Raw genomic sequence first — 24237 nt, 5'->3', positions numbered from 1 at the left:
GTGCTCTTTCACCGACAGTGCTCTGTGACCCACGGTGCTCCTCAGGCCCGTTGTGTGAGCCGCCCGTGCAGGGCGCGTGCCGACGCGTCCGTCAGGGAGGCGATCTGGTCGACGATCACGCGTTTGCGGGCACGGTCGTCGGCCGCCGTGTCGAACAGGGCCCGGAACTGCGGGTCCAGCCCGTCGGGTGCGCGGGCGGTGAGCGCCTCGGCCAGTTCGGCGACCACGATCCGCTGGTCGGCACGGAGCCGCTCCTGCTCGGCGCGCTGCATGACGTACCGGTCGGCGACGGCCTTGAGGACCGCGCACTCCAGGCGGGTCCCGTGCGGTACGACGAGTTCGGCGCCGTAGCGGGTGAGCCGGCCGCTGCCGAACGCCGCGCGCGTGGCGCTCTCGGCAGCCAGGCAGAACCGGCCGATCAGCTGGCTCGTGGCGTCCTTGAGGCGGGCCTGGGCGACGGCCGAGCCGTCGTAGCCGTGCGGCCACCAGGGTTCTTCCTGGAGGCGGTCGAGGGCGGCGGACAGTTCCGCCGGGTCGGTGTCGTGCGGGACGTACCGGCCGATGGCGACCGCGAAGACCGCCTGGCGTTCCGGCTCGGCGTGCAGGCAGTTGGGGTCGATGTGGCCGGCGTGCAGGCCGTCCTCGACGTCGTGCACCGAGTACGCCACGTCGTCGGACCAGTCCATGACCTGGGCCTCGAAGGTGGTGCGGGTGCCGGGGGCGTCCTTGCGGACCCAGTCGAAGACGGGGCGGTCGTCGTCGTAGACACCGAACTTCGGGGAGGTCGGGGCGGCGGGGTGGGCGCCGCGGGACCAAGGGTACTTGGTGGCGGCGTCGAGGGTGGCCCGGGTGAGGTTGAGGCCTACCGAGCCCTCCGGGGTGAAGCGCTTGGGTTCGATGCGGGTGAGGAGTCTCAGGGACTGGGCGTTGCCCTCGAAGCCGCCGCAGTCCTCGGCGAATTCGTTGAGCGCGACTTCGCCGTTGTGGCCGAAGGGGGGGTGGCCGAGGTCGTGGGAGAGGCAGGCGGCTTCTACCAGGTCGGGGTCGCAGCCGAGGGCTGCGCCGAGTTCTCGGCCGACTTGGGCGCACTCCAGGGAGTGGGTGAGGCGGGTGCGGGGGCTCGGGTCCCAGGCGTTGCTGTGGGTCCCTGGGGTGACTACCTGGGTCTTGCCGGCGAGCCTTCTGAGGGCAGCGGAGTGCAGTACGCGGGCGCGATCACGTTGGAAGGCCGTGCGGCCTGGGCGTTTGTCGGGTTCGGGGGCCCAGCGTTCTACTGCCGACTCGTCGTAGTACATGGTCCGACAGTACGGGCAGACACTGACAAACGGAGGGCTGCGTCGGGCCTACTCATCTGCCGGGTGCTGAGGTGGCGCGTGTGCGGGTCGTTCGTGGCTGGTCGCGCCCACGCGGCGGAGCCGCATCTCGATACAGCCCCGCGCCCCTGAATCCAGGGCGTGCCCGTTGCCCGGCGTTCTAAGCCGACGCCAGTTCCGGTGCCGCCGTCACCGGCGTCGCCGCCATCTGGTCGTAGCGGTGGAGGAGCAGCTTCGCCATCGCGGGGTGGGTGCCCAGCGGTGCCGAGGCGATCCACGGGGCCGCCTGTGCGCACTCCGTCGCGAAGCGGCCGGGGGCTGTGAAGTAGGAGGCGATCGCCACCCTTGTGCGGCCCCGGGCGGCCAGGGCGCGGATGGCGTCCGGGACCGTCGGGGCGGCCGTTGTCGCGTAGGCCGGGACCACCGGGACACCCAGGCGGTCGGCCAGGAGCTGAGCCGTGCGGTTGGTGTCGACCTTGGACTCGGGGTCGCGGGAGCCTGCCGCCGCCAGGACCACCGCGCTCCTGCGGCGCACGGCGTCGTCCGTCCGGGTGCGCCAGCCGGCCTCGACCAGGCGGGCGTACAGGGCCTCCACCAGCAGGGGGTGCGGGCCGAGTGCGCCGGCCACGCGTGCGCGTACCTCCGAGTCGGCGGCCATCTCGGGGATGTCCCGTTTGATGTGGTAGCCGCGGCTGAGGAGGAGCGGGACGAGGATCGCCTCGCGGTCGCCGAGGGCGGCGAGGGTGTCCGGGAGCAGGGGCTCGTTCAGCTCGATGTGGCCGAGGCGGACCGGCAGGCCGGGGCGCAGCTCGCGGACCTTGTCGAGGAGCGCGCGTACGGTGCTCAGGGCGCGCGGGTCGCGGCTGCCGTGGGCCACGACGACGAGCGCGGGCGGGGCGGGGCGCCGCCTGCCGTCGAGCGAGACGAGGCTGAGCTGGCTGGTGAGCTGGCTGCTGATCCGGTTCATGATGTGCGCCGTACTGTCGAGGTGGGCCCCCGGGCCGGGGAGGGTCGTGGACTCGTCGTGAAGCGGGTTCGACGCCGTCATGAACCGATGGTGGCGGCGGGACGTTGCCTCCCCGTTGCGCGTGAATAACGGGTTTTTACACCGGGTTCACGGCGGGGTGCCAGGGCGCTGTGAGGTGGCGTGACCTGCGTATTCGAGGGCGAAGTGAACCTGGTCACGTCGGCGGCGGTGAACCGCGGAGGGTGACAGGACGTCCCTGACTGTCGAGAACAGGCGGTCGGACGACCGGGGAGGGACCACCAGATGCGCAGACCGAGGCTGCCCCGACCACGACTGCCGCGGACCCGTGCGGGGCGGCGGCGGCTGGTGCGGGCCGTGATGGCCGGGTGCGTGCTGGCGCTGCTTCCGGCCACCTGGATGCATGTCGTGACCGGGGACCGGCTGCGCACGACGGCCGACGTGCCGCGTACCGACGTCGCCGTCGTCTTCGGTGCCGGTCTGTGGGAGGGCGAGCCGTCGCCGTACCTCGCGCACCGGCTCGACGCGGCGGCCGAGCTGTACCGCGCGGGCCGTATCGAGGTCGTCCTCGTCACCGGCGACAACAGCCGCGAGGACTACGACGAGCCCGACGCCATGCGCACGTATCTGACCAGGCACGGCGTGCCCGACACACGCATCGTCAGCGACTACGCCGGCTTCGACACCTGGGACTCCTGTGTCCGCGCCAAGAAGATCTTCGGCGTCGACGAGGCGGTGCTGATCAGCCAGGGCTTCCACATCCGGCGGGCGGTCGCGCTGTGCCAGGAGGCGGGGGTGGCGTCGTACGGCGTCGGGGTCGACGCCAAGCACGACGTGACCTGGTACTACGGCGGCACCCGGGAGATCTTCGCGGCGGGCAAGGCGGCCCTGGACGCCGTCTTCGAGCCGGACCCCCGCTACCTCGGGCGGAAGGAACCCGGGGTGGCCCAGGCGCTCGCCACGAGGCGGTAGGGGTCGTTCATCTTTGTACGGCTGTGTTGTACGGCTGTACGGCCGTGTTGTACGGCCGTGCGGCGAAGCCTCAATAAGGGTGAGCGATCGCGGTCTTCCGGTCGCGAGCACGGCGGGCGCGCTTGGAGGTCGACTTTGCGGACGCCCCTGCGGGACTCGTTGAGTGCCCGGGAGATGGCCTCGATCACCGTAGAACCCTCCGCGAACACCCCCAGCCCCTCGGGCCGCGCGGCGGGCACTCCGGCGCGGGCGGCCAGGGGCGGCCCCCAGGCCGGAGCTGCGCGAAGATCCTGGTGCACCCGGAGCAAAAGTGTCAAGGATTGTGAACGATCGCGGCGTCCGGTGGGCCGGCACCGTACGATCTCTGCCTGCCCCGCTGGCCCAGTCATGGAGAGCCCAGGTGAACGACGACGCCGACGAGCCGGCAACCGCCGAGGACGCGGACTTCGACGAGCTCACCGCTCTCCTCGACGAACTGGACGATCTCGCGCGGAGCCTGCCGGCGACAGCGCGCACGTCGTTCGAGCTCCTTCTGCGGCCGGAGAAGATCAGCCACGCCACCGGGGTCGCCCCCGAGCGTGTGTCGGCCCTGCTCGACGGCGCGGACCCGGAGCGCGACAACTCCAGGGCGGCCGCGCAGAAGCGCATCGTGCGCCGTCTGAGGTTTCTGCGCCAGACCCGGCTGAAGCCTCCGGCGACCCGCCGCAGGAAGGCTCGGGAGTACTTCCTCTCCGAGATCGCCCGGGGCGCCCAGGGGCACGGCGCGCAGATCAGCAAGCAGACGGTCCACTACATCTTCGAGAACGAGCAGATGACGAGCCCGGAGAACATCGCCGGCATCGAGCGGTTCTTCGGTGTCCGACCGGGCTTTTGCACCCTCACCGAGAGCGAGGCCCTGGCCGGCTACCTCGCCCCGGTCGTGCAGCAGCTGAAGATCCTTCTGTGGGCCGTCGGAGCGGCCGGCGAGCACGGTGTGACCGAGGTGGCCGCGCGCAGTACGCGGGACCTGAGCCGGGACACCGACGCGCTGACCGACATCCTGACCGCCGTCGTGGCCACCCACCGCCGGCAATCGCCGGGAACCGGCGGACGGTCCGGACCGGGGGGCGCCTCCCGTTCGGAAGACGCCCCCTGACCAGTGGTCATCTGGTCCGGGGGCGGACGGTCATCTCCAGGGTGCGGGGCCGTACGGTGGCCCGGGCCACGGGTTGGACGGTCTGTCCCTCGGCGAGTTCCAGCCGTACCGTCCGCAGGATCGTCGCGATCGCCGTGATCATTTCGGCGAGGGCGAAGCGGTCTCCGATGCACTTGTGCTTGCCGTCCCCGAAGGGCAGGAACGCGCCCAGCCGGGGTTCTGGGGCATCGCCCTGCCACCGCTCCGGGTCGAAGGCGAGCGGATCGGGAAAGAGCTCGGGGTCGCGGTGCAGCGCGTGCTGGCAGTAGGCCAGTTCGGTGTCGGCGGGCAGGGTCCACTCGCCGAGCCGGGTCTCGGTGGTCGTGCGGCGGGTGACGAGCCAACCGGTGTGGTGCAGCCTCAGGGTTTCGGTGATCACCCGGTTCAGGTACGGCAGGCGGCTCAGGTCGTCGAAGGCGACCGGCCGCTCGCCGACGACCTCGTCCAGCTCCGCCAGGACGCGCGCTTCGATCTCGGGGTGGCGGGCGAGTTCGTACAGGATCCAGGACAGCACCGAAGCGGTGGTCTCGGTGCCGGCCACGGCCAGGGTGAGGATCTCGGAGCAGATCTGATGCCCGGTCAGCGGCTGGCCGGTCTCCTCGTCGACGGCGCGCAGCAGCATGGACAGCATGTCCCCGGTGTCGTGCCCGGAGGCCTGCAGTTCGTCGACGGCCGAGTTGATGGTGGCCCGTACGGCGGCTCGGGCGCGGTCGAAGCGGCGGTTGAAGGGAAGCGGCAGGCGCTCGACCCAGTCGGGCAGCATGATGCGGGCGCCGACGCCGTTCATCACCACCGACAGGTCGCTGCGCAGCCGGCGGAAGGTGGCCTCGTCGAGGCTGCCCGAGAACACGGTCTTCGCAAGCATGTTGAGGCTGAGCTGCACCATCGCCTCACGGACGTCGAGCGCCTGTCCGGGCTTCCAGGCGGCGACGGCGGCCGTCACCTCGGCGCGCATGATGTCGACGTAGCGGGTGATCTCGGTGTGGGCGAACGCCGGCTGGAGCTGGCGGCGCTTGCGTACATGGGTCCGGCCGGCGGCGGTGACCACGCTGTCGCCCAGCAACTGGCCCATCTTGTCGAAGAACCGTCCCTTGTCGAGGGTCGGCGCGAGAGCCTTCAGCATCTGGTGGATCAGGGTCGGATCCTGGACCACGACGGTCCGCGTCCCGGGTTGCAGGACGATCTCGATCAGAGGTTCCCCCGTCTCACGCAGCGAGGCGATGAAACCGAGGTTGTCGCGCATCTTCAGAGCGTGGCCAATGAGCGGAAACGATCCTGCAGCCCGGGGTATGGGTGGTGCAGCAGCGAGCGTCACGGGTCATCCCTTCACGGCGATCATGGGGCGCCCCTATGACTTCCCTGGTCCTTCCCGGATGCAATCCTGGCATGGACGTGTCATGCGCCACGTGGCGCCGGAAGGGTGGCGATACGGCCGCGCGGCCGCGTGGCTCAGCGCGTCGCGGGCTTGTGCGCGACCTGGTCGAGGGCCTGGTCGACCAGGGGATGGGACAGGTGGCTGGCGATCTTCACCTGGCGGTCGCGTTCGCGGGCGGGCGGAGTCCGGTCAGCGGGAAGGGCCTGGACATCGGGCGCGCCGGGGGCATCGGGCGCGCCGGGGGCATCGGGCGCGCCGGGGGTATCGGGTGGCCGTAGCCCCGACTGCCGCGCGGCGTCGCGGCGTGCGCGGGCGTGCCGGATCGTCGCCGCGACGAGGTCCGTCCCTCTTGCCATGCGGAACCTCCGGGGACGAGTGGTACGGGACCCCGGAGCGTGCCGCGCGCCCAGGACCGGCGTACGCGATCTTCGCTGATCCTGGCCCACGATCCGTCAAAGCATCATTAATTGTGAACAGAAACGACCGTGGGTGAGGGTCGTGCGGTCGACGTGGGCGAGCTGGCGCGGGGGCGCGAGGGTGAGGGCGTTGCCCCCGCGGTGGCATGCGCGCGGCCTGCTTGGCGCACCGTATCTCCGCGCGGCGTTCGACATCCCGGGCAAACCATTCCGGACTTTCAAGTCTCCACACAGCGTGACCAGCCGACTACGGCACCCGGCGACTCCGGGCCGGGCGCCCGTGCGCCTCACGGCGGCCGGGCGGCGGCGGGGAGGTCACCGTCCCGGCCGCGTAACAGGGAGCCGCCGTGCACGTAACACGCCCGACTCACGCTGGACGGTATGCCGAACTCCGCGACGCCCACGCACTGCCCGTACTGCGCCCTGCAGTGCGGAATGAACCTCACGCCCCTGCAGGACGGGGGTGTCGCGGTGGTCGAGCGCCCGGACTTCCCGGTGAACAAGGGGGCGCTGTGCGGCAAGGGCCGTACGGCGCCCGCGGTGCTGGCGTCGAGCGTCCGCCTGACCTCGCCGCTGGTGCGGTCGGGCGGCGCGCTCGTGCCCGCCACCTGGGACGAGGCGCTGGACCGCATCGCCGAGGGCCTGGGCCGCACGCGTACGGAACATGGCCCGGACGCGTGCGGGGTCTTCGGCGGAGGCGGCCTGACGAACGAGAAGGCGTACAACCTCGGCAAGTTCGCGAGGATCGTGCTCGGCACCTCGCAGATCGACTACAACGGCCGCTTCTGCATGTCGTCGGCGGCCGCGGCCGGGATAAAGGCGTTCGGCCTGGACCGCGGGCTGCCGTTCCCGCTGGAGGACATCCCGAAGACGGGCTGCGTCATCCTGGTCGGCTCGAACCTGGCGGAGACGATGCCGCCGTCGCTCCGCTTCTTCAACGAGCTGAAGGAGAACGGCGGCACGCTCATCGTCGTCGACCCGCGCCGCACCAAGACCGCCGAGCAGGCCGACCTGCACCTGATGCCCCGGCCGGGCACCGACCTCGCGCTGGCCCTCGGCCTGCTGCACCTGGTCGTCGCCGAGGGGCGGGTGGACGAGGAGTACGTCCAGGAGCGCACGGTCGGCTGGGAGGACGCGCGGGCCGCCGCGATGGCGCACTGGCCGGAGTTCGTGGAGCGGATCACGGGGGTGTCCGTTCCTCAACTCCGGGAAGCCGTACGGATGTTCTGCGAGCCGGAGAACGCGATGGTGCTGACCGCGCGCGGGCCCGAGCAGCAGTCCAAGGGCACCGACACCGTGGGCGCGTGGATCAACCTGTGCCTGGCCACGGGGCGGGCGGGCCGTCCGCTGTCCGGCTACGGCTGCCTCACCGGGCAGGGCAACGGGCAGGGCGGGCGCGAGCACGGCCAGAAGGCCGACCAGCTGCCGGGCTACCGCAAGCTGGACGACCCGGCGGCGCGGCGGCATGTCGCCGGGGTGTGGGGCGTGGACCCGGACAGCCTGCCCGGGCCGGGGCGCAGTGCGTACGAGCTGCTGGACGCGCTGGGTACGGACATCCGGGCACTGTTGCTGATGGCGTCCAACCCGGTGGTGTCGGCGCCGCGCGCGGCACACATCGAGGAGCGCATCAAGTCCCTCGACTTCCTGGCCGTCTGCGATGTCGTGCTGTCGGAGACGGCAGCGCTCGCGGATGTCGTCCTGCCGGTCACGCAGTGGGCGGAGGAGACAGGGACCACGACCAACCTGGAGGGCCGGGTGCTGCTGCGGCGGCGCGCGATCACCCCTCCGGAGGGGATCCGCAGCGACCTCGAGGTCATGCACGAGCTGGCCGCCCGGCTGGGGGCGGAACCGGGCATGGAGAAGAAGTTCCCGACCGACCCCGAGGAGGTCTTCGAGGAGCTGCGCCGGGCGAGCGCGGGCGGCCCCGCCGACTACTCCGGGATCACGTACCGGCGGCTGATCGAGGAGAACGGGGTGTTCTGGCCGTGCCCGGCGGCCGCGGACGGCTCGAACGCCTCGGACGACTCCGAGGATGCCTCACTGGATGCGCCCGGCGACGACGACCCGGGACAGGCCGACGACCTGGCCGCCGGGGTGCACCCCGGCACGCCCCGCCTCTTCCTCGACCGGTTCGCCACTCCGGACGGCAAGGCCCGTTTCGCCCCCGTCTCGCACCGGGCGATCGCCGAGGAACCCGACGACGAGTACCCGGTCCTGCTGACGACCGGGCGGGTCGTGGCGCAGTACCAGTCCGGCGCCCAGACCCGCCGCGTCGACGAGCTGAACGCCGCCGCGCCGGGCCCGTTCGTGGAGCTGCACCCCCGGCTGGCGGCGCGGCTCGGGGCGGCCGAGGGCGATCCGGTGGCCGTGGTCTCGCGTCGGGGCCGCGCGGTCGGGGCCGCCCGCATCACGACCGGCATCCGCCCCGACACCGTCTTCATGCCGTTCCACTGGCCGGGCGAGGGCCGCGCCAACACCCTGACCAACCCGGCGCTGGACCCGACGTCGCGGATGCCGGAGTTCAAGGCGTGCGCGGTGCGGGTGGAGGCGGTGAAGCCGTAGCCGTCCGCGCCCTGCCGAGCAGGGCGCGCGCGTGACTCAGCCGGCCGTCCGGCTCGCCCAGTCGCCGCCCTCGATGAGCTTGCCGCGGGCGCGCAGGCGGGCGGCGACGGCAGGGGCGGCGACATACACCCAGGCCTGTACGGCCGTTCCGTCGGAGTCGCGGATCACCTGGCGGGCGATGCGGTCGTAGAGGTTGCGCGGGTCGTCCGGCGCGTACTCCTCCAGGCGGTCGAGGGCCGCCAGAAGCGCGGGGTACTCCTCGGGGCGGGCGGTGACCAGGTCGCCGAACACCGTTCCGCTGCCGCCCCGTTCCTCGACGGCGTACGGGTAGCCGGGGCCGTCGTACAGCGCCGCCCCGACGAGTCGTGCCGGCTCCTCGGTGAGGGTGCGGCCGCGCAGGAAGTGGTCGTGGTTGGGCTCACCGGGGCGCAGGGTGCCGTAGACGAAGAACGGGAGTCGAGGAGAGAGGGTCACGGAAACGATTCTCTCCCCTCACACACCTGCACGCATTCACCCTGGTCATGGCATGTGCACGCCCCCTTGAATCTTGGTCATCCTCTGCGCCGCCCAGTTCAAGGAGACCGATGAGCCGAATACGGCCGCACATCCGGGGTTCCCGACTCGCCACGGCGGGCATCGCCGCCGCCGGCGCCACCCTGCTGGCCACCGCCCTCTCCCCCACCGCCGGCGCGGACGACAGTCCGACCAGGGCCACCGCGCTCGAGAACGCGGCGTCGGTCCTCACCGACCACGCGGCGAGCCCGGGCCTGACCGCCGCGCAGGACACCACCGTGCGGGACGTGATCGTGGACCCGGACGGCACCCAGCACGTCCGCTACGACCGCACCTACCGCCAACTCCCCGTCCTCGGCGGCGACTTCGTCGTCCACCTGGCGAAGGACGGCACGTACCGCAGCGCCTCGCGCGCGACCAGGAGCCCGATCTCCCTGTCGAGTGTGACACCCAGGATCTCGGCACCGAAGGCGGCCGACCTCGCGGCGCAGCTGCTGCGTGCCGCGAACGCCGGCGAGACACTGAAGCGGCTGACGGCCAAGCCCGAGCTGGTCGTCGACGCCCTGCACGGCACTCCGAAGCTGGCCTGGCGGACCGACGCGGTCGCCCAGGACTCCGTCGGCAACCCGGTCGCGCGCACGGTGCTGACCGACGCCTCGACCGGCACGCGGATCGACGCGTGGGACAGCATCGAGACGGCGTCCGGTGACGGGAGGTCGCTGTACGGCGGCACGGTGCCGCTGGAGACGACCCGGTCGGGATCGACGTACCAGCTCAAGGACGCGACGCGCGGCGGCACTTACACGGGTGACGCCGCGAACAAGACGGACACCTGCCTGCTGACCATCTGCCTCGGCCGCGCCCCGGCGACGCTCTTCACGGACGCCGACAACCACTGGGGCACGGGCACGACGGCCGACCGCTCGACGGCCGCGGTGGACGCGCAGTACGGCACGGACGTGACGTGGGACTACTACAAGGACGTCCACGGCCGCAACGGCATCGCCGGTGACGGCAAGGGGGCGTTCAACCGTGTGCACTACGGCAAGAACTACAACAACGCCTTCTGGGACGACAGTTGCTTCTGCATGACGTACGGCGACGGTGACGGCACCCAGCTCGGCCCGCTGGTGTCGCTGGACGTGGCCGGCCACGAGATGACGCACGGCGTGACGTCGAAGACCGCGGCGCTGACGTACTCGGGCGAGTCCGGCGGCCTGAACGAGGCGACCTCGGACATCTTCGGCACGCTGGTGGAGTTCCACGCCGCCAACTCCTCGGACCCGGGCGACTATCTGATCGGCGAGAAGATCGTCCGGTCGGGCTTCAGCCGGGACGCCCTGCGCTACATGGACAAGCCGTCGAAGGACGGCAGCTCGGTGGACTGCTGGAGCCCGACGACCGCGACGCTCGACGTCCACTACTCGTCGGGCGTCGGCAACCACTTCGCGTACCTCCTCGCCGAGGGCAGCGGCGCGAAGACGGTCAACGGCGTCAGCTACAACTCGCCGACCTGCGACGGCTCTTCGGTGACCGGGATCGGCCGGGACAAGCTCGGCAAGATCTGGTACCGGGCGCTGACGGTCTACATGACGTCCTCGACGACCTACGCGGGGGCGCGGACGGCGACGCTGAGCGCGGCGAAGGACCTGTACGGGGCCGGAAGCGCGGAGTACCACGCGGTGGCGGCGGCCTGGAGTGCGGTGAACGTGGGCTGAGCGACCGTCGGCGGCGCTCGGGCGAGGGCGGAAATGCGGTGGCAGCGGTGACGCGGGCCCGGATACGCTCCGGCTCCGCTGCCGCCCGCCCGCCCCCGAGCCGCCACGGAGCCGTATGCCGTCGCCCACGAAGACGCACGCCGACGAGTTGGACATCGACGCGAGCCTGGTCGCCCGGCTGGTCGCGGAGCAGTTCCCGCGGTGGGCCGGGCTGCCGGTGACGCGGGTCGCCTCCGCCGGGACGGACAACGCGATGTACCGGCTGGGCGCCGACATGGTCGTACGGCTGCCACGGCTGCCGGGCGGGGCCCGCCAGATCGACACGGAGCACCGCTGGCTGCCGTACCTGGCCCCGCGTCTCCCCCTCCCCGTGCCGACGCCGCTCGCGAAGGGGGAGCCCGGTGCCGGGTACGGGCTGCCGTGGGGTGTGTACGAGTGGCTGGACGGCGAGAACTCCTACGACGCGCCGCTGGTCGAACTACCGCAAGCCGCCGAGCAGTTGGGCCGGTTCGTGGCGGCGCTGCGGAAGGTGGACGCCGTGGGCGGGCCGCCGTCCTGGCGGGGCGGCCCGGTCGGCAAGCACGACGACTACGTACGGACCGCGATCCGCGACCTGGACGCCGCCGGCGTGCTGAACTCCGAGGTCGCGACGGCCGCCTGGGAGGAGACCCTCCGCCTCCCCCAGTGGGACGCCGCTCCCGTCTGGCTGCACGGCGACCTCCTCCCGGGCAACCTGCTGACCTGCGCCGGCCGCCTCACCGCCGTCATCGACTTCGGCGGCCTCGGCGTCGGAGACCCGGCGGCCGACACCCTCGCGGCCTGGGCGGTCTTCGACGCCGCGACCCGTGCGGTATTCCGCGCGGCGGCCGAGGTCGACGACGCGACGTGGGCGCGGGGGCGGGGGTGGGCGCTGTGCTTCGGGTTGATGGCGGAGCACCACTACGGCGACACCTGCGGGAACGGGACGAATCCGGTCCTGGCGGGAGTGGGGAGGCGGGCCGTGGGTGAGGTGCTGGCGGAGTACCGGGCGCAGTAGCGTCCCGTTGCCCCGCGCCACCCGCGCCACCCGCGTCACCCGCGCCACCCCGTCACCCGTTCACACGCCCCGCCCCGCGCCCAACGGGTTCTCTTCCGCGACACGGCCGGCACACACGATGACCTGCTGAAACACCACCGGCCGTCGATCCTGCCCTCCCCTGCCGACACCCATTCACCGCAATTTTCGACGTCCCCTCGGGAAGCGCTCCGGCCCCACTGCCACTTACCTCGAAAGGGCAGGGGCGCGACCGACGCAGCGGCACATGGGGGTGTCGCGGGCCGTGGCCCCGCTGAGTGCGGAGGAACTTCGATGCGACGTACCGCCCGTCTGCTGACCGGGACCGCGCTGGCCGCCGGGGCCGTGGGGCTCGTCGTCACGCCCGCGTACGGCGGCGACGGTGGTGGCCTGGAGGTGTCCCCGGCGTCGGTCGTGCCGGGCGGGGAGGTCACGGTGCGGACGGGCGACTGCGGGGACGGCGTCACGGCGGCGGGCGACGCCAGCGCCGTGGGCGCGGGTTCCTTCACGCTGGCGCCGCACGAGCGGGACGCCGCCGGGGAGTTCCGGGTGCCGCCGAGCGCGCAGCCGGGGACGTACGAGATCGTCGCGACCTGCGCCGAGGACGGACGGCGGGTGACGGGGGACCTGGTGGTCACGCTGACCGCCCCGCGTGCCGAACAGGTGTATCCGAGAGGAAGTGTGAAGACGGGGGTCGGTGGCGCTCTTGGCCCCGATCCCGTGCAGACCGCGGCCGGTGTGGCGGCTCTCGCCGTCGCCGCCGCGGGCGGTACCTGGCTCCTGCATCGCCGGGCGAGAGGCGACGGGATCTGACGGACACCCTCCGCTGTCCGTCCGCCGGGTACCGCACGTCCCCTCCCCCTCCGGGTCCGACGCCCCTCGCGGCCCGGAGGGGGACGAGGGCGGCCCGAGGAGAGTCCCAGGAGGCTCGCGTGCGCAGTCACCGCAGTCACCGCGGCCTTGGTGACGCCGCCATAGCCGCCGTCACCGTACTGGCCCTGTGCTCCGGCGCCTGGCTGCTGGGCAGCCGCACCGAGAAGCCTGCGCCACCGCAGCCCTCGGCCGCGCAGGGGGAGTCGAACGGTTCGCACGCCGACCCGCAGCCCACAGAGCCGCACACCCCAGGCCTCCGCTCGGCAGACCCGCACGCGCCAGGCCTCCGCTCGCCAGCCCCCCACCCCACAGCCCTTCGCTCCCCTGCCCCCGCCCTGCCCCCCTCCCCTCCCGACCGCATCCGCATCCCCTCGATACGCGTCGACGCTCCCCTCATGGGCCTCGGCCTGACGAGGACGGGCAGCCTCGACGTCCCGCCCGCCGAGCGGAAGAACCTCGCCGGCTGGTACGAGGCCGGCACCACGCCCGGTGAGACGGGCACCGCGATCGTCGCGGGCCACGTCGACAACACCGAAGGGCCCGCCGTCTTCTACCACCTCGGCGCCCTGAAGAAGGGCAGCACGATCGAGGTGGAACGACGGGACGGCGGCACGGCGCTCTTCTCCGTCCACGCCGTCGAGGTGTACGACGCGAAGGCCTTCCCCGACGAGAAGGTGTACGGCCCGGCGCCACGCCCCGAGCTGCGGGTGATCACCTGCGGCGGCGGCTACTCACGGACGACCGGCTATCAGGGCAACGTCGTCGTCTTCGCCCACCTCACCGGCAGCCGCTGACCCGCTGGCCCCCCAAGGGACCGGCTAGGCCACCCACTGCTCGTACGCCAGCTTCGCCACCAGCGTGAACACCACCGTCAGCAGCACCACGCGGACGAACCCGCTGCCCTTCTTCAGCGCCGTACGGGCCCCCAGCATGCCGCCCGCCAGGTTGAACACGGCCATCAGCGCGGCCAGCTGCCACAGGACCGTGCCCTGCCAGGCGAAGGTGGCGAGCGCGCCGGCGTTGGTGCAGCAGTTGACGATCTTGGCGGTGGCGGAGGCGGTGACGAGGTCGAGGTGGAGGACGGCGGTGAGGGCGAGGACCAGGAAGGTGCCGGTGCCGGGGCCGATCAGGCCGTCATAGAAGCCGATGCCCAGGCCGGCCAGGCCGATCGCCGCGAGGACCTGGCGGCGGGTGGCCGGGCCCGTCGCCGGGGCGGTGCCGAAGGCGGGGCGCAGGATCACGAAGGCGGCCACGGCGAGCAGCACCACCATGATCACGGGCTTCAGCACCTCGGTGCTCATGCCGGCCGCGAAGAAGGCGCCGCCGGAGGAGCCCGCGAGCGCCGCCAGCCCGATGCGTACGGCGAGCCGCACATCCACGGGCGCCTTGCGGGCGTATGTCACCGCGGCGCCCGACGTGCCGACGATCGCGACCGCCTTGTTGGTGCCGAGCGCGTACGCGGCCGGCGTGCTCGCGAGGAGGCCGAGCAGCAGCGCCGGGAGCAGGAGCAGGCCCCCGCCGCCGACGACGGCGTCGATCCAGCCGGCCGCGAGGGCCGCGAGGCACAGGACAGCGACCATGGTCAGCGATATGTCGGGCATGATCGCGACCCTAGGAGGGTGATGCGTGTGAGGTCCACGTAAATGAGGAGTATCTGAGGTTGCGGCGGGGGTCGGCCCTCTCCGCTCCCCGATCCGATCTCACAGCCCGCCCCCACCGCGCTCCCCGAACCCTCACACTCGCCCGCCGCCCCCGCTGAGGGCAGCGTTCCTCGTGGGAAACAGAGGTGATGCGGTCGGGTAACACCGGCACCGCACGCTCAAGTGCATGACCTCGAATACGCGTGTGGTGGTGATCGGCGCCGGCCTCGCGGGCGTACGACTCGCCCGGCGGCTCGGTGAGCTCGGCACGCCCGTCACGCTCATCGGCGACGAGGAGCACCGCCCGTACAACCGGGTGCTCCTCGCCGAAGTGCTGGCCGGACGGTACAGCCCCGACGTGATCGCGCTGCCCGCACCCGCGGAGCTCACCCGTGCCCGGGTCACCGGCATCGACCGTCAGGCGCGGACCGTCGAGTGCGCGGACGGTTCGAAGATCGCATACGACCGGCTGGTCCTGGCCACCGGCTCGAACCCGGTGCTGCCGCCCCTGCGCGGCCTGTTCACGCCCGACCACGTCCTGCCGGAGGGCGTCCACGCCTTCCGCACCATGGACGACTGCCTGGGCCTGTCCAAGGCGGTCCGGCCGGGAGTGAAGGCGGTCGTCATCGGCGGCGGGCTCCTCGGGGTCTCCGCGGCCCGTGCGCTCGCCCAGCGCGGCGCCCAGGTCATCCTGGCCCAGCAGTCCGAGCGGCTCATGGAGCGCCAGCTCGACCCGAGCGCCTCGAAGCTCGTCCGGCGTCACCTGGGGGACCTCGGTGTCGAGGTCCACACCGACCTGCGGGTACGTGACGTGCGCTGCGTCGGCGGCGCGGTCCGCTCGGTCGAGATGGCCGACGGCTACGCCCTCGACGCCGACCTCGTGGTCCTGGCCTGCGGCGTGCACCCGCGCGCGGGCCTCGCGCAGGCCGCGGGACTGGACGTGCGCAAGGGGATCGTCGTCGACGACGAGCTGCGCACCTCCGACCCGTACATCCACGCCATCGGCGACTGCGCCCAGCACGACGGCACCGTCTACGGACTGGCCACTCCGGCCCTCGAACAGGCCGAAGTACTGGCCGAGTTGCTGGCCGGCCGGGCGCACGCCCGCTACACCGGCACCCGTTCGCTGACCCGGCTCACGCTGCCCGGTCAGAGCGCCTTCGACCTCGCCGCGTTCGGCGAGACGGAGCCGCGCCCCGGGGACGACGTCGTCCAGCTCACGGACGCCACCCGAGGCACCTACCGCAAGGTCGTCGTCCGCGACGACCGCCTGGTCGGCGGGGTCCTCGTCGGCGAACTCGGCACCGTCGGCGCGCTCGCCCGCGCCTGGGAGGGAGCAGAGCCGCTCCCCGACGACGGCCCCCTGCTCCACCTGCTTACCAACGATGGAGGCTCCTGATGACCGCCACCCTGGGGGCCACCCCCACGATCGTGCTCGTCGGCCACGGCATGGTCGGCCAGCGCTTCCTCGAAGCGCTCGCCGAGCGCGGCCTGACCGCCACGCACCGCGTGGTCGTGCTGTGCGAGGAGCCGCGTCCGGCGTACGACCGCGTCGCCCTCACCTCGTACTTCTCGGGCAAGACGCCCGAGGACCTCTCCATGACGGACATGGAGTTCATCGACACGCACGGCATCGAGCTGTACGTCGGTGACCCCGCGGAGACGATCGACCGCGAGGCGAAGAAGGTCACGGCCAGGTCCGGCCAGGTCTTCGAGTACGACACCCTCGTCCTCGCCACCGGCTCGTTCCCCTTCGTGCCGCCGGTCCCCAACAAGGACGCCGAGGGCTGTTTCGTCTACCGCACGATCGAGGACCTCCTCGCCATCGAGGAGTACGCCAAGACGGCGACGACCGGTGCGGTGGTCGGCGGCGGTCTCCTCGGTCTTGAGGCGGCCGGTGCGCTGAAGGGTCTCGGACTCACCTCCCACATCGTGGAGTTCGCGCCGCGCCTGATGCCGGTGCAGGTCGACGAGGGCGGCGGCGCGGCCCTGCTGCGCACCATCGAGGACATGGGCCTGAGCGTCCACACGGGCGTGGGCACGCAGGAGATCGTCGTCGACGAGGCCGGTGCCGTCACCGGCATGAAGCTCTCCGACGGCTCCGAACTCGCCACCGACCTGGTGGTGTTCTCCGCCGGTGTCCGCCCCCGCGACCAGCTGGCCCGCGACTGCGGCCTCACGGTCGGCGAGCGCGGCGGCATCACGGTCGACGAGCAGTGCCGTACGGTCTCCGACCCGCACGTGTTCGCGATCGGCGAGTGCGCGCTGGCCTCCGACGGCCGGGTGTACGGCCTGGTCGCCCCCGGTTACGAGCAGGCCGAGACGGCCGCCGCGACCATCGCCCAGGACGAGGCGGAGTTCACCGGCGCCGACCTGTCCACCAAGCTGAAGCTGCTCGGCGTGGACGTGGCGTCCTTCGGTGACGCGCACGGCACCGCCGAGGACTGCCTGGACGTCGTCTACTCCGACTCCCGCGCGGGCCTGTACAAGAAGCTGGTCATCGGCCGCGACGGCACGCTGCTCGGCGGCATCCTGGTCGGCGACGCGGAGGCGTACGGCACGCTGAAGGCGTTCACCGGCTCGGTCCCGCCGGTCTCGCCCGAGTCGCTGGTGCTGCCGGCCGGTGCCGGGGCCCCGGCCCAGCTCGGCCCGTCCGCGCTGCCGGACGAGGCGGTCATCTGCTCCTGCCACAACGTCACCAAGGGCACGATCCGCGGCGCGGTCACCGACCACCAGTGCACGACCGTGCCCGAGGTGAAGAAGTGCACCAAGGCCGGTACGGGCTGCGGCTCCTGCATCAAGGTGCTCGGCCAGCTGGTCACCGCCGAGCTGGAGGCGTCCGGCGTCGAGGTCGACAAGGGCCTGTGCGGCTGCTTCTCGCAGACCCGCGAGGAGCTGTACGAGATCGTCCTCGCCCTGCGCATCAACACCTACCAGGACCTGCTGGACCGCTACGGCCGCGACGGCGCCAAGGGCGGCGACGGCTGCGAGATCTGCAAGCCGGCGGTGGGCTCCATCATCGCCTCCCTCGCCCCGACGATCGGCGCGAGCGGCTACGTCCTGGACGGCGAGCAGGCCTCCCTGCAGGACTCCAACGACCACTTCCTGGCCAACCTCCAGAAGAACGGCTCGTACTCGGTCGTCCCGCGCATCCCCGGCGGTGAGATCACCCCCGAGGGCCTGATCGTGATCGGCGAGATCGCCCGTGACTTCGGCCTCTACACGAAGATCACGGGTGGCCAGCGGATCGACATGTTCGGCGCCCGCGTCGAGCAACTCCCGCTCATCTGGACCCGGTTGGTGGACGCCGGCTTCGAGTCCGGCCACGCCTACGGCAAGGCGCTGCGCACCGTGAAGTCCTGCGTCGGCCAGACCTGGTGCCGCTACGGCGTCCAGGACTCGGTCCGCATGGCGATCGACCTGGAGCTGCGCTACCGGGGCCTGCGCTCCCCGCACAAGCTGAAGTCGGCCGTCTCCGGCTGCCAGCGCGAGTGCGCCGAGGCCCAGTCGAAGGACTTCGGCGTGATCGCCACCGCCAACGGCTGGAACCTGTACGTCGGCGGCAACGGCGGCGCGACCCCGCGCCACGCGGACCTGCTGGCCCAGGACCTGTCCGACGCCGAGCTGATCAAGCTGATCGACCGCTTCCTGATGTTCTACATCCGTACGGCGGACCGGCTGGAGCGCACCTCGACCTGGCTGGAGCGGATCCCCGGCGGCCTGGACCACGTCCGGGACGTGGTCGTGGAGGACTCCCTCGGCATCTGCGAGGAGCTGGAGTCCCTGATGGCGGACCACGTGGCGCACTACGCCGACGAGTGGGCGACGACCATCAACGACCCCGAGAAGCTCTCCCGCTTCGTCTCCTTCGTGAACGCCCCCGACACCCCCGACCCGGTCGTCGGCTTCATCCCCGAGCGCGACCAGATCAAGCCCGACCTGCCGCTGCTGTCCATCGGTATGCGACCCACGGAAGACGTCCTGGAAGGAACCGCCCAGCGATGACCCTGGCACCCGAGACGACCGACCTGAAGGTCCAGCTCAAGCTGGAGGACGACTGGTTCACGGTCTGCGACCTGAGCCGGCTGATCCCCGGCCGCGGCGTGGCCGCGCTCCTGCCCGACGGCCGCCAGGTGGCCCTGTTCCGCGACCGCAACGGCGCCCTGTACGCCATCGACAACCGCGACCCCTTCGGCGGCGCGGCGGTCCTCTCCCGCGGCCTGACCGGCACCCACCAGGGCCGCCCGTTCGTGGCCTCGCCCCTGCTGAAGCAGCGCTTCGACCTGGAGACCGGGCAGTGCCTGGACGACGAGGCGGTGCGCATCGCGGCCTACGAGGTGCGGGCGGCGTAGATCCAAAGAAGTTCGATCCCGAAGCCGCGCTGCGGGCAGCCCTGGAGCTGTTCTGGCAGCGCGGCTTCACGGCGACGTCGATGCCCGGTCGCAACGGCGTGACGACTCACCGGCGCTCACGCCTTCAGGGCGTCGTACGTCACCCCGGTCAGCCGCTCCGACTCCTCCCAAAGCCGTTCACCCGCACGGTCGTCGAGCGTCCACGACGCCCGCCACGCCGGGGCGGGTGAACCGCGCCAGTCGGCGAAGGACGGGCCGGTGAAGGAGTCGGGGCGGACGGCGGGGGCGGTGGCCGCGTACAGGACGGGGAGCGCGCCGGCCTCGGCGGGCTGGGCGAAGACGCGGTTGCCGAGCCGCACGAACCACTCGCTGACCCGGCGCCCCGCCATGCGCGGCCCCGCGGTCTGCAGATTGGTGTCCGCGTACCCGGGATGGGCGGCGGCCGCCACCACGTCCGCCTGCCGCACCGCCAGCCTGCGCGCCAGCTCGTGCGTGAAGAGCAGGTTGGCGGTCTTGGAACGCCCGTACGCGACCCAACGCCGGTACCGGCGCTCGCTGTTGAGATCGGCGACGTCGATGTTGGACATCGCGTGCAACGGACTGGACACGGTCACCACCCGCGCGCCCGGCGCCGCGAGCAGCGCGGGCAGCAGCAGACCGGTGAGCGCGAAGTGCCCGAGGTGGTTGACCCCGAACTGTGTCTCGAAGCCGTCCGCCGTCGTGCCGTACGGCAGCGCCATCACCCCGGCGTTGTTCACGAGCAGGTCGACCCGGTCGTACGGCCATGTCGCGGCGAACTCCCGCACGGAGCCGAGGTCGCCGAGATCGAGCCGCCTCAACTCGATCCGCGCATCGGGCACTTCGGCGACCAGCCGCTCGACGGCCGCCGCACCCCGCGCCTCGCTCCGGCACGCGAGCACCACCCGCGCGCCCTTGCGGGCCAGCTCCCGCGCCGTGACGTACCCGAGCCCGCTGTTGGCTCCGGTGACCACGGCGACGCGTCCGCTCTGGTCGGGGATGTCGTGCGCGTTCCAGCCGGACATGACCGAGCTCCCTTCCCGGGCGGGTCCTCCTTCTCTTCCGTCTATCAGAATCCGGGGGCGGGAAACCTACTGGATCGGCGCGTCGGGTGGGGGAAGTCGGACGGTGCGCTCCCGGTCGACGGCCTCGACGCCGTCGACCGCTTCCAGGGCGGGGAGCCGGTCCTCGGCGACCGTGCCGGAGAGCGTGCCGAGGACCGGCTGCTCGCCGGTGACCGTGAGCCCGGCCCGCCGCAGGGCCTCGACCACCTCCGCGAACCGGTCGGGGTCGACCGCGAGGACGACCCCGACCGGCGCGGACTTCGGCGACTCGCTCACGGGACCTGCAGCAGGCCCTCGCCGACGTCCCTGGCGGGCAGCGTCAGCGGGAACGCACCGGCCAGCAGACTGGCCACGAGGTCGGCCGCGGAAGCGTTGGGGTTCGCCTGGGCGAGCAGGGCGAGGGCACCCGCGACGTGCGGTGTGGCCATGCTGGTGCCGTTCATGTGCTGGTACCCACCGCCGGGGGCCGCCGAGTGGATGTGCGAGCCGGGCGCGGCGATGTCGACCTCGCCGCCCTGGCCGTTGACGGCGCCGTTGGAGAAGTGCGACACGCCGAGCGCCTTGTTGAGCGCGCCCACCGCGAGGATCGAGGGACAGTTGGCGGGCCGGCCGACGGGCGCGATGAACGGGGGCCGGAAGCTCTCGTTACCCGCGGCGGCGACGAGCACCGTCCCGCGCGCCAGCGCGCGCCGGGCCACCTCCTCGTACACCTGCGGGAACAGCTCACCGGGGAGGACCCCGGAGCCGAACGACATGGAGATCACCCGCGCTCCGCGGGAGACGGCCCAGTCGATGCCCGCCAGGATCTGGCCGTCGGGGCCTTCGCCGATCCTGCCGAGCACGTTCGCGGCGAGGATCCGGGCTTCGCAGGCCACGCCGTAGCGGGGTCCCTGGTGGGGGTGGGCCGGGCCGGCGGCGGTGCCGATGCAGTGCGTGCCGTGCCCGTGGCCGTCCTCGACGGTCTCGCCGGGCACGAAGGAGGCCGTCGCCTCGATGCGTGCGGCCAGGTCCGGGTGGTCGGTGTCCACACCGGTGTCGAGGACGGCGATCTTCACATCGCGTCCGGTCAGGCTGGTCAGGTTGGCCCGGATCGCCTGCAGGCCCCAGGTCCACCTCTGCTCGTCCCATGACGCGCCCTGGGCCGCGGCCATTTCGGACCTGGTGTGGCGGTCGACCACGTCCTCGTCGCTGCGGAACGCCGGGTAGAACTCGGTCGGTGCCTGCGTCGGGGTGGTGATGGGCGAGGCGTAGACCATGCGCTCCGGCTCCGCCGCGATGATCGAGGGGTCCGCCTCGGCCGTGGTCACCAGCGTATGGCGCTGTTCGGGCCGTACCTCGACGACGGCGACACCGAGCTCCTCGAAGTGCACCGAGACGTCCGGGCGTTCGAGGAGTTCGGTGACGTTTCCGGGCTCGGCTCCTCGCACACGTTCGACGGACGCTATGCCGGCGGAGGACCGCAGTGCGTTCAGTCCGCTCTCCTGGTTGCCCTGGTCGAGCAGAACCACGTACCGACCGGTGTACTCCGCGCCCCGGCCCATACCGGGGCCGCTGGGCCGTTGGGGCTGCTCGCCGAAGGCGCGCCTGTCCATGGGGCCGTTCGCCATTGAATTTCCCACTTTCTGTCGGTGTGCTCCCCGTGCGGGGACACGCGTCGAGGCACGGAGGGTCAGCGCCGCGGAAAGAGGGGCGCGGATCGGTCGCGGATCGACGCGTTACTGCCGTGACCTGCAAGGATGCCCTTCACCAGGCCGTCGGCATCGCCCCCTCGTCAACCGTCGCACCGAGCGGTGAGCCCCGCAACACGGACCCCTGGCACTCAGAGCCGCATGCTCGCGTGGTCGTAGCCGTCGTACGCCTCGCGACCGGTGGGCAGGTGCCTCGTGTCCAGGTAGAACCACTCGGCGCCGGGGCCGGGGGTCGCCGTCGGGGCCGGTTCGGCGATCTCGCTCTCGACCGCGGCCGGTGCCTCCACGTTCGTCTTCGCCGGCCCCGGCATCAGCAGCTCCACCCGCAGCCCCAACCCCCGCTGCTGCGCGGTGAACTCCTCGACCTGGTTGCGGCAGGCGTGGTCCAGATGGGTCACGCCGGTCAGGTCCAGGCGGATGCGGGGCTTGCCGGAGGCCGCCGCGGACTCCAGGGCCTCGATGACCTGCGGGAGCCGTAGGAAGGTCGCGTTGCCGGCCATGACGATCTTCGCGGTGTCGTCCTCGATGTGCTGCCGGATCACCGTCCGGGACATGCGCAGGGCGGCGAGGACGATCCCGGCCGCCAGGCCGATCAGGACGCCCTCCAGCAACGCCGTCGCCACGATGACCAGTGTCGTCACCGTCATCACCACGAACTCGCCCCGGTCCTGCCGCCACATCTTCGGGAACTCCTCCGGCGCGAACAGCTTCCAGCCGCTGTGCACGAGGACGCCCGCGAGCACCGAGATCGGGATCAGGGCGAGGACCTGCGGCAGCAGCAGGGCGAAGGCCAGCAGCCACAGGCCGTGCAGGGTGCGGGAGATGCGGGTCTTCGCGCCCGCCTGGACATTCGCGGAGCTGCGGGCCACGACGGCCGTGATGGGGAGCGCGCCGAGGGCGCCCGCGACCGTGTTGCCGGCGCCCTGGGCGATGAGTTCGGTGTTGTACCGGGTGCGCGGGCCACTGTGCATACGGTCCACGGCGGCCGCCGTGAACAGGCTCTCCGCGGAGGCGATCACCGTGAAGGTGAGGATGGAGGTGAGGACCGCGGCGTCCGCGAGGCCCGCGAACTGCTCGGCCCCCGGCACCTGTACCGACGCCAGCAGGTTGCCGACCTGGAGCGTCTTCACGTCCACGCCGGGCAGCGCGGCGACCGCGATGCCGATGCCGACCGCGACCAGGGCGGCCGGGATCCTCTTCGCCGGGCCCGGCACCTTCTTCCACAGGAAGCTCAGCACGATCGTGGCGGCGCCGAGCAGCATGGCGATCATCGCCTGCGGGGTGGTGAGGATGTCGGCGAACAGGCCGGGGATGCCGGCCATGTTCTCGATCGGGGTGCCGGGGGCCTTGGCGTCGGCCATCGGGTAGGCCTGGCTGAACATCAGCGGCAGGCCGATGCCGGCCAGCATCCCCTGCACCACGGCCAGGGAGATCGCCTGGAACAGCCGACCCAGGCGTACGACGCCGAGGACGATCTGCAGGATGCCCGAGAACAGGACGATCACGCCGAGCATCGCCACGCCGTGCTCCAGCACCGTCTCCGCCACCAGCGCGGCGAGCCCGGCGGCCGGCCCGCTGACCTGGAGCGTGCTGCCCCGGACCGCGCCGACGACCAGGCCGCCGATCACCCCGGAGATGATCCCGAGCTCGGCGGGGACACCGGAGGCGACGGCCACGCCGATGCACAGGGGCAGGGCGACGAGGAAGACGACGAGGGAGGCGGTGATCTCGCCCGCGAGGTCGGGCCTCCCACCCGAGGCCTTCGCCGGCCTCGCGCCCCCGCCCCTCGGCGAGTTCGCGACGCCCCCGCCCCTCAGCGCATTCTCCTTCGGCGCACTCTCCTTCGGCGTCCTCTCCTTCGTACGCGTACGCCCGCGCGCATGCGCCCCGCTCATCCGCTATGCACCCGGAACCGACCGTCGCCCTCCAGCTCGTGCACCTGCCCGGTGTCGACCTCGTAGTACCAGCCGTGCAGCCGCAGCCGCCCCCCGTCCAGCCGCTGCCGTACCACCGGGTAAGTCCGCAGTACGGCGAGCTGGTTGACGACATTGCCCTGCGCCACGTCGGGCAGCGACGGGTCGTCGGAGGCGGTCGTGAGGACCGGTGCCAGTTCGGGGCGGGCCAGCTGCAGCCAGGCGTCCACGCCCGGCAGCGCGGACAGGTCGTCGCCGGACTTCAGCGCGCCCATCGCACCGCAGTGTGAGTGACCGCACACGACGATGTCCTGAACCCCGAGCACCTCCAGTGCGTACTCGATGGTGGCGGCCTCCCCGGACGCACCGGGGCTTCCGTACGGCGGCACGATATTGCCCGCGTTTCGCAGCTCGAATATATCTCCGGGCCGCGCGCCGGTAATCAGGGCGGGTATGACCCGTGAGTCCGAGCAGGTAATGAAAAGTGCCTCCGGATATTGCCCCTCAGCCAGTTTGCGGTATTCACCGCTCTCGAAATCGACCCGACGCCTGAACGAGCGGGCACGGTCCAGCAACGCCTTCAACGATGCCTCCTCAGCTGGGAGTT

General features: G+C 72.0%; 21 protein-coding genes. 10 read left to right on the top strand and 11 right to left on the bottom strand.

The window, feature by feature from the left end:
• Nucleotides 1–41: 41 nt before the first annotated feature.
• Both QQM39_RS31410 and QQM39_RS31405 read right to left on the bottom strand, forming a co-directional pair.
• On the bottom strand, nt 42–1295 hold the full coding sequence (locus tag QQM39_RS31410) for a deoxyguanosinetriphosphate triphosphohydrolase (protein WP_302000915.1): 1254 nt from the start codon (nt 1293–1295) through the stop codon (nt 42–44).
• A 178-nt stretch (nt 1296–1473) separates the two neighbouring features.
• A complete protein-coding gene (locus QQM39_RS31405) occupies nt 1474–2361 on the bottom strand; it encodes a sirohydrochlorin chelatase (protein ID WP_302000914.1) in 888 nt (295 codons plus the stop codon).
• Between the two features lie 222 nt (nt 2362–2583).
• Between QQM39_RS31405 and QQM39_RS31400 the strand changes: the two genes are divergently transcribed.
• Together QQM39_RS31400 and QQM39_RS31395 are read left to right on the top strand one after the other, a co-directional pair.
• The gene (locus QQM39_RS31400; protein WP_302000913.1) at nt 2584–3270 is read left to right on the top strand and encodes a vancomycin high temperature exclusion protein; all 687 of its coding nucleotides are present in this window, start codon (nt 2584–2586) and stop codon (nt 3268–3270) included.
• A 400-nt stretch (nt 3271–3670) separates the two neighbouring features.
• The gene (locus QQM39_RS31395) at nt 3671–4405 is read left to right on the top strand and encodes a hypothetical protein (RefSeq protein WP_302000912.1); all 735 of its coding nucleotides are present in this window, start codon (nt 3671–3673) and stop codon (nt 4403–4405) included.
• A 7-nt stretch (nt 4406–4412) separates the two neighbouring features.
• Here the strand turns inward: QQM39_RS31395 and QQM39_RS31390 are convergent, their stop codons facing one another.
• Both QQM39_RS31390 and QQM39_RS31385 read right to left on the bottom strand, forming a co-directional pair.
• Entirely contained in the window at nt 4413–5759 is a 1347-nt protein-coding gene (locus QQM39_RS31390) for a cytochrome P450 (RefSeq protein ID WP_302000911.1), read from the bottom strand.
• Nucleotides 5760–5893: 134 nt separating this feature from the next.
• Nucleotides 5894–6175: a hypothetical protein gene (locus tag QQM39_RS31385; RefSeq protein ID WP_302000910.1), complete on the bottom strand. Its 282-nt coding sequence runs from the start codon at nt 6173–6175 to the stop codon at nt 5894–5896.
• Nucleotides 6176–6616: 441 nt separating this feature from the next.
• Between QQM39_RS31385 and QQM39_RS31380 the strand changes: the two genes are divergently transcribed.
• Entirely contained in the window at nt 6617–8797 is a 2181-nt protein-coding gene (locus QQM39_RS31380) for a molybdopterin oxidoreductase family protein (protein WP_302000909.1), read from the top strand.
• A 36-nt stretch (nt 8798–8833) separates the two neighbouring features.
• Here the strand turns inward: QQM39_RS31380 and QQM39_RS31375 are convergent, their stop codons facing one another.
• Nucleotides 8834–9271: a gamma-glutamylcyclotransferase family protein gene (locus QQM39_RS31375; protein WP_302000908.1), complete on the bottom strand. Its 438-nt coding sequence runs from the start codon at nt 9269–9271 to the stop codon at nt 8834–8836.
• Between the two features lie 110 nt (nt 9272–9381).
• On the opposite strand from QQM39_RS31375, the gene QQM39_RS31370 reads away from it, so the two are divergent.
• The 4 genes from QQM39_RS31370 (at nt 9382) to QQM39_RS31355 (ending at nt 13749) form a co-directional block, all read left to right on the top strand.
• Nucleotides 9382–11028, top strand: coding sequence for a M4 family metallopeptidase (locus tag QQM39_RS31370; RefSeq protein ID WP_302000907.1), 1647 nt, complete (start codon nt 9382–9384; stop codon nt 11026–11028).
• Between the two features lie 115 nt (nt 11029–11143).
• Nucleotides 11144–12064, top strand: coding sequence for an aminoglycoside phosphotransferase family protein (locus QQM39_RS31365; RefSeq protein ID WP_302000906.1), 921 nt, complete (start codon nt 11144–11146; stop codon nt 12062–12064).
• Nucleotides 12065–12376: 312 nt separating this feature from the next.
• Nucleotides 12377–12895, top strand: coding sequence for a hypothetical protein (locus QQM39_RS31360; RefSeq protein ID WP_302000905.1), 519 nt, complete (start codon nt 12377–12379; stop codon nt 12893–12895).
• A 119-nt stretch (nt 12896–13014) separates the two neighbouring features.
• Nucleotides 13015–13749, top strand: a complete 735-nt coding sequence (locus QQM39_RS31355) for a class F sortase (protein WP_302000904.1) — start codon at nt 13015–13017, stop codon at nt 13747–13749.
• 24 nt (nt 13750–13773) lie between these two features.
• On the opposite strand, the gene QQM39_RS31350 is transcribed toward QQM39_RS31355, so the two are convergent.
• On the bottom strand, nt 13774–14556 hold the full coding sequence (locus tag QQM39_RS31350) for a TSUP family transporter (protein WP_302000903.1): 783 nt from the start codon (nt 14554–14556) through the stop codon (nt 13774–13776).
• A gap of 226 nt (nt 14557–14782) precedes the next feature.
• Here QQM39_RS31350 and QQM39_RS31345 point away from each other — a divergent pair, with 226 nt between their 5' ends.
• The 3 genes from QQM39_RS31345 to nirD are packed head-to-tail and all read left to right on the top strand — an operon-like array spanning nt 14783 to nt 18947.
• The gene (locus tag QQM39_RS31345; RefSeq protein WP_302000902.1) at nt 14783–15994 is read left to right on the top strand and encodes an NAD(P)/FAD-dependent oxidoreductase; all 1212 of its coding nucleotides are present in this window, start codon (nt 14783–14785) and stop codon (nt 15992–15994) included.
• Nucleotides 15994–18600, top strand: a complete 2607-nt coding sequence (nirB, locus tag QQM39_RS31340) for a nitrite reductase large subunit NirB (RefSeq protein WP_302000901.1) — start codon at nt 15994–15996, stop codon at nt 18598–18600. Before QQM39_RS31345 ends, nirB begins: the two co-directional genes overlap by 1 nt.
• Complete coding sequence (nirD, locus tag QQM39_RS31335; protein ID WP_302000900.1) at nt 18597–18947, top strand: nitrite reductase small subunit NirD; 351 nt, start codon at nt 18597–18599, stop codon at nt 18945–18947. Before nirB ends, nirD begins: the two co-directional genes overlap by 4 nt.
• A 116-nt stretch (nt 18948–19063) precedes the next feature.
• Here nirD and QQM39_RS31330 read toward each other — a convergent pair whose 3' ends face one another.
• The 5 genes from QQM39_RS31330 to QQM39_RS31310 form a co-directional block, all read right to left on the bottom strand.
• Entirely contained in the window at nt 19064–19990 is a 927-nt protein-coding gene (locus QQM39_RS31330) for an oxidoreductase (RefSeq protein WP_302000899.1), read from the bottom strand.
• A gap of 66 nt (nt 19991–20056) precedes the next feature.
• Entirely contained in the window at nt 20057–20305 is a 249-nt protein-coding gene (locus QQM39_RS31325) for a hypothetical protein (protein ID WP_302000898.1), read from the bottom strand.
• Nucleotides 20302–21621, bottom strand: coding sequence for a S8 family serine peptidase (locus tag QQM39_RS31320; RefSeq protein ID WP_302000897.1), 1320 nt, complete (start codon nt 21619–21621; stop codon nt 20302–20304). Before QQM39_RS31320 ends, QQM39_RS31325 begins: the two co-directional genes overlap by 4 nt.
• A gap of 227 nt (nt 21622–21848) precedes the next feature.
• On the bottom strand, nt 21849–23612 hold the full coding sequence (locus QQM39_RS31315; protein ID WP_302000896.1) for a SulP family inorganic anion transporter: 1764 nt from the start codon (nt 23610–23612) through the stop codon (nt 21849–21851).
• Nucleotides 23609–24214, bottom strand: coding sequence for a carbonic anhydrase (locus tag QQM39_RS31310; RefSeq protein WP_302000895.1), 606 nt, complete (start codon nt 24212–24214; stop codon nt 23609–23611). The genes QQM39_RS31315 and QQM39_RS31310 overlap by 4 nt, the downstream gene beginning before the upstream one ends.
• Between the last annotated feature and the right edge of the window lie 23 nt (nt 24215–24237).

It is taken from the genome of Streptomyces sp. DT2A-34 (genome assembly GCF_030499515.1).
Taxonomy (GTDB): domain Bacteria; phylum Actinomycetota; class Actinomycetes; order Streptomycetales; family Streptomycetaceae; genus Streptomyces.
Note: the sequence above shows the minus strand (reverse complement) of the source record. Positions and strands in the feature narration are given on the sequence as shown.

Coding starts and splice junctions, on each gene's coding strand:
- QQM39_RS31410 (WP_302000915.1), bottom strand. CDS start 1,295: ATGTACTACGACGAGTCGGCAGTAGAACGCTGGGCCCCCGAACCCGAC.
- QQM39_RS31405 (WP_302000914.1), bottom strand. CDS start 2,361: ATGACGGCGTCGAACCCGCTTCACGACGAGTCCACGACCCTCCCCGGC.
- QQM39_RS31400 (WP_302000913.1), top strand. CDS start 2,584: ATGCGCAGACCGAGGCTGCCCCGACCACGACTGCCGCGGACCCGTGCG.
- QQM39_RS31385 (WP_302000910.1), bottom strand. CDS start 6,175: ATGGCAAGAGGGACGGACCTCGTCGCGGCGACGATCCGGCACGCCCGC.
- QQM39_RS31380 (WP_302000909.1), top strand. CDS start 6,617: ATGCCGAACTCCGCGACGCCCACGCACTGCCCGTACTGCGCCCTGCAG.
- QQM39_RS31370 (WP_302000907.1), top strand. CDS start 9,382: ATGAGCCGAATACGGCCGCACATCCGGGGTTCCCGACTCGCCACGGCG.
- QQM39_RS31365 (WP_302000906.1), top strand. CDS start 11,144: ATGCCGTCGCCCACGAAGACGCACGCCGACGAGTTGGACATCGACGCG.
- QQM39_RS31360 (WP_302000905.1), top strand. CDS start 12,377: ATGCGACGTACCGCCCGTCTGCTGACCGGGACCGCGCTGGCCGCCGGG.
- QQM39_RS31350 (WP_302000903.1), bottom strand. CDS start 14,556: ATGCCCGACATATCGCTGACCATGGTCGCTGTCCTGTGCCTCGCGGCC.
- QQM39_RS31345 (WP_302000902.1), top strand. CDS start 14,783: ATGACCTCGAATACGCGTGTGGTGGTGATCGGCGCCGGCCTCGCGGGC.
- nirB (WP_302000901.1), top strand. CDS start 15,994: ATGACCGCCACCCTGGGGGCCACCCCCACGATCGTGCTCGTCGGCCAC.
- nirD (WP_302000900.1), top strand. CDS start 18,597: ATGACCCTGGCACCCGAGACGACCGACCTGAAGGTCCAGCTCAAGCTG.
- QQM39_RS31330 (WP_302000899.1), bottom strand. CDS start 19,990: ATGTCCGGCTGGAACGCGCACGACATCCCCGACCAGAGCGGACGCGTC.
- QQM39_RS31320 (WP_302000897.1), bottom strand. CDS start 21,621: ATGGACAGGCGCGCCTTCGGCGAGCAGCCCCAACGGCCCAGCGGCCCC.
- QQM39_RS31315 (WP_302000896.1), bottom strand. CDS start 23,612: ATGAGCGGGGCGCATGCGCGCGGGCGTACGCGTACGAAGGAGAGGACG.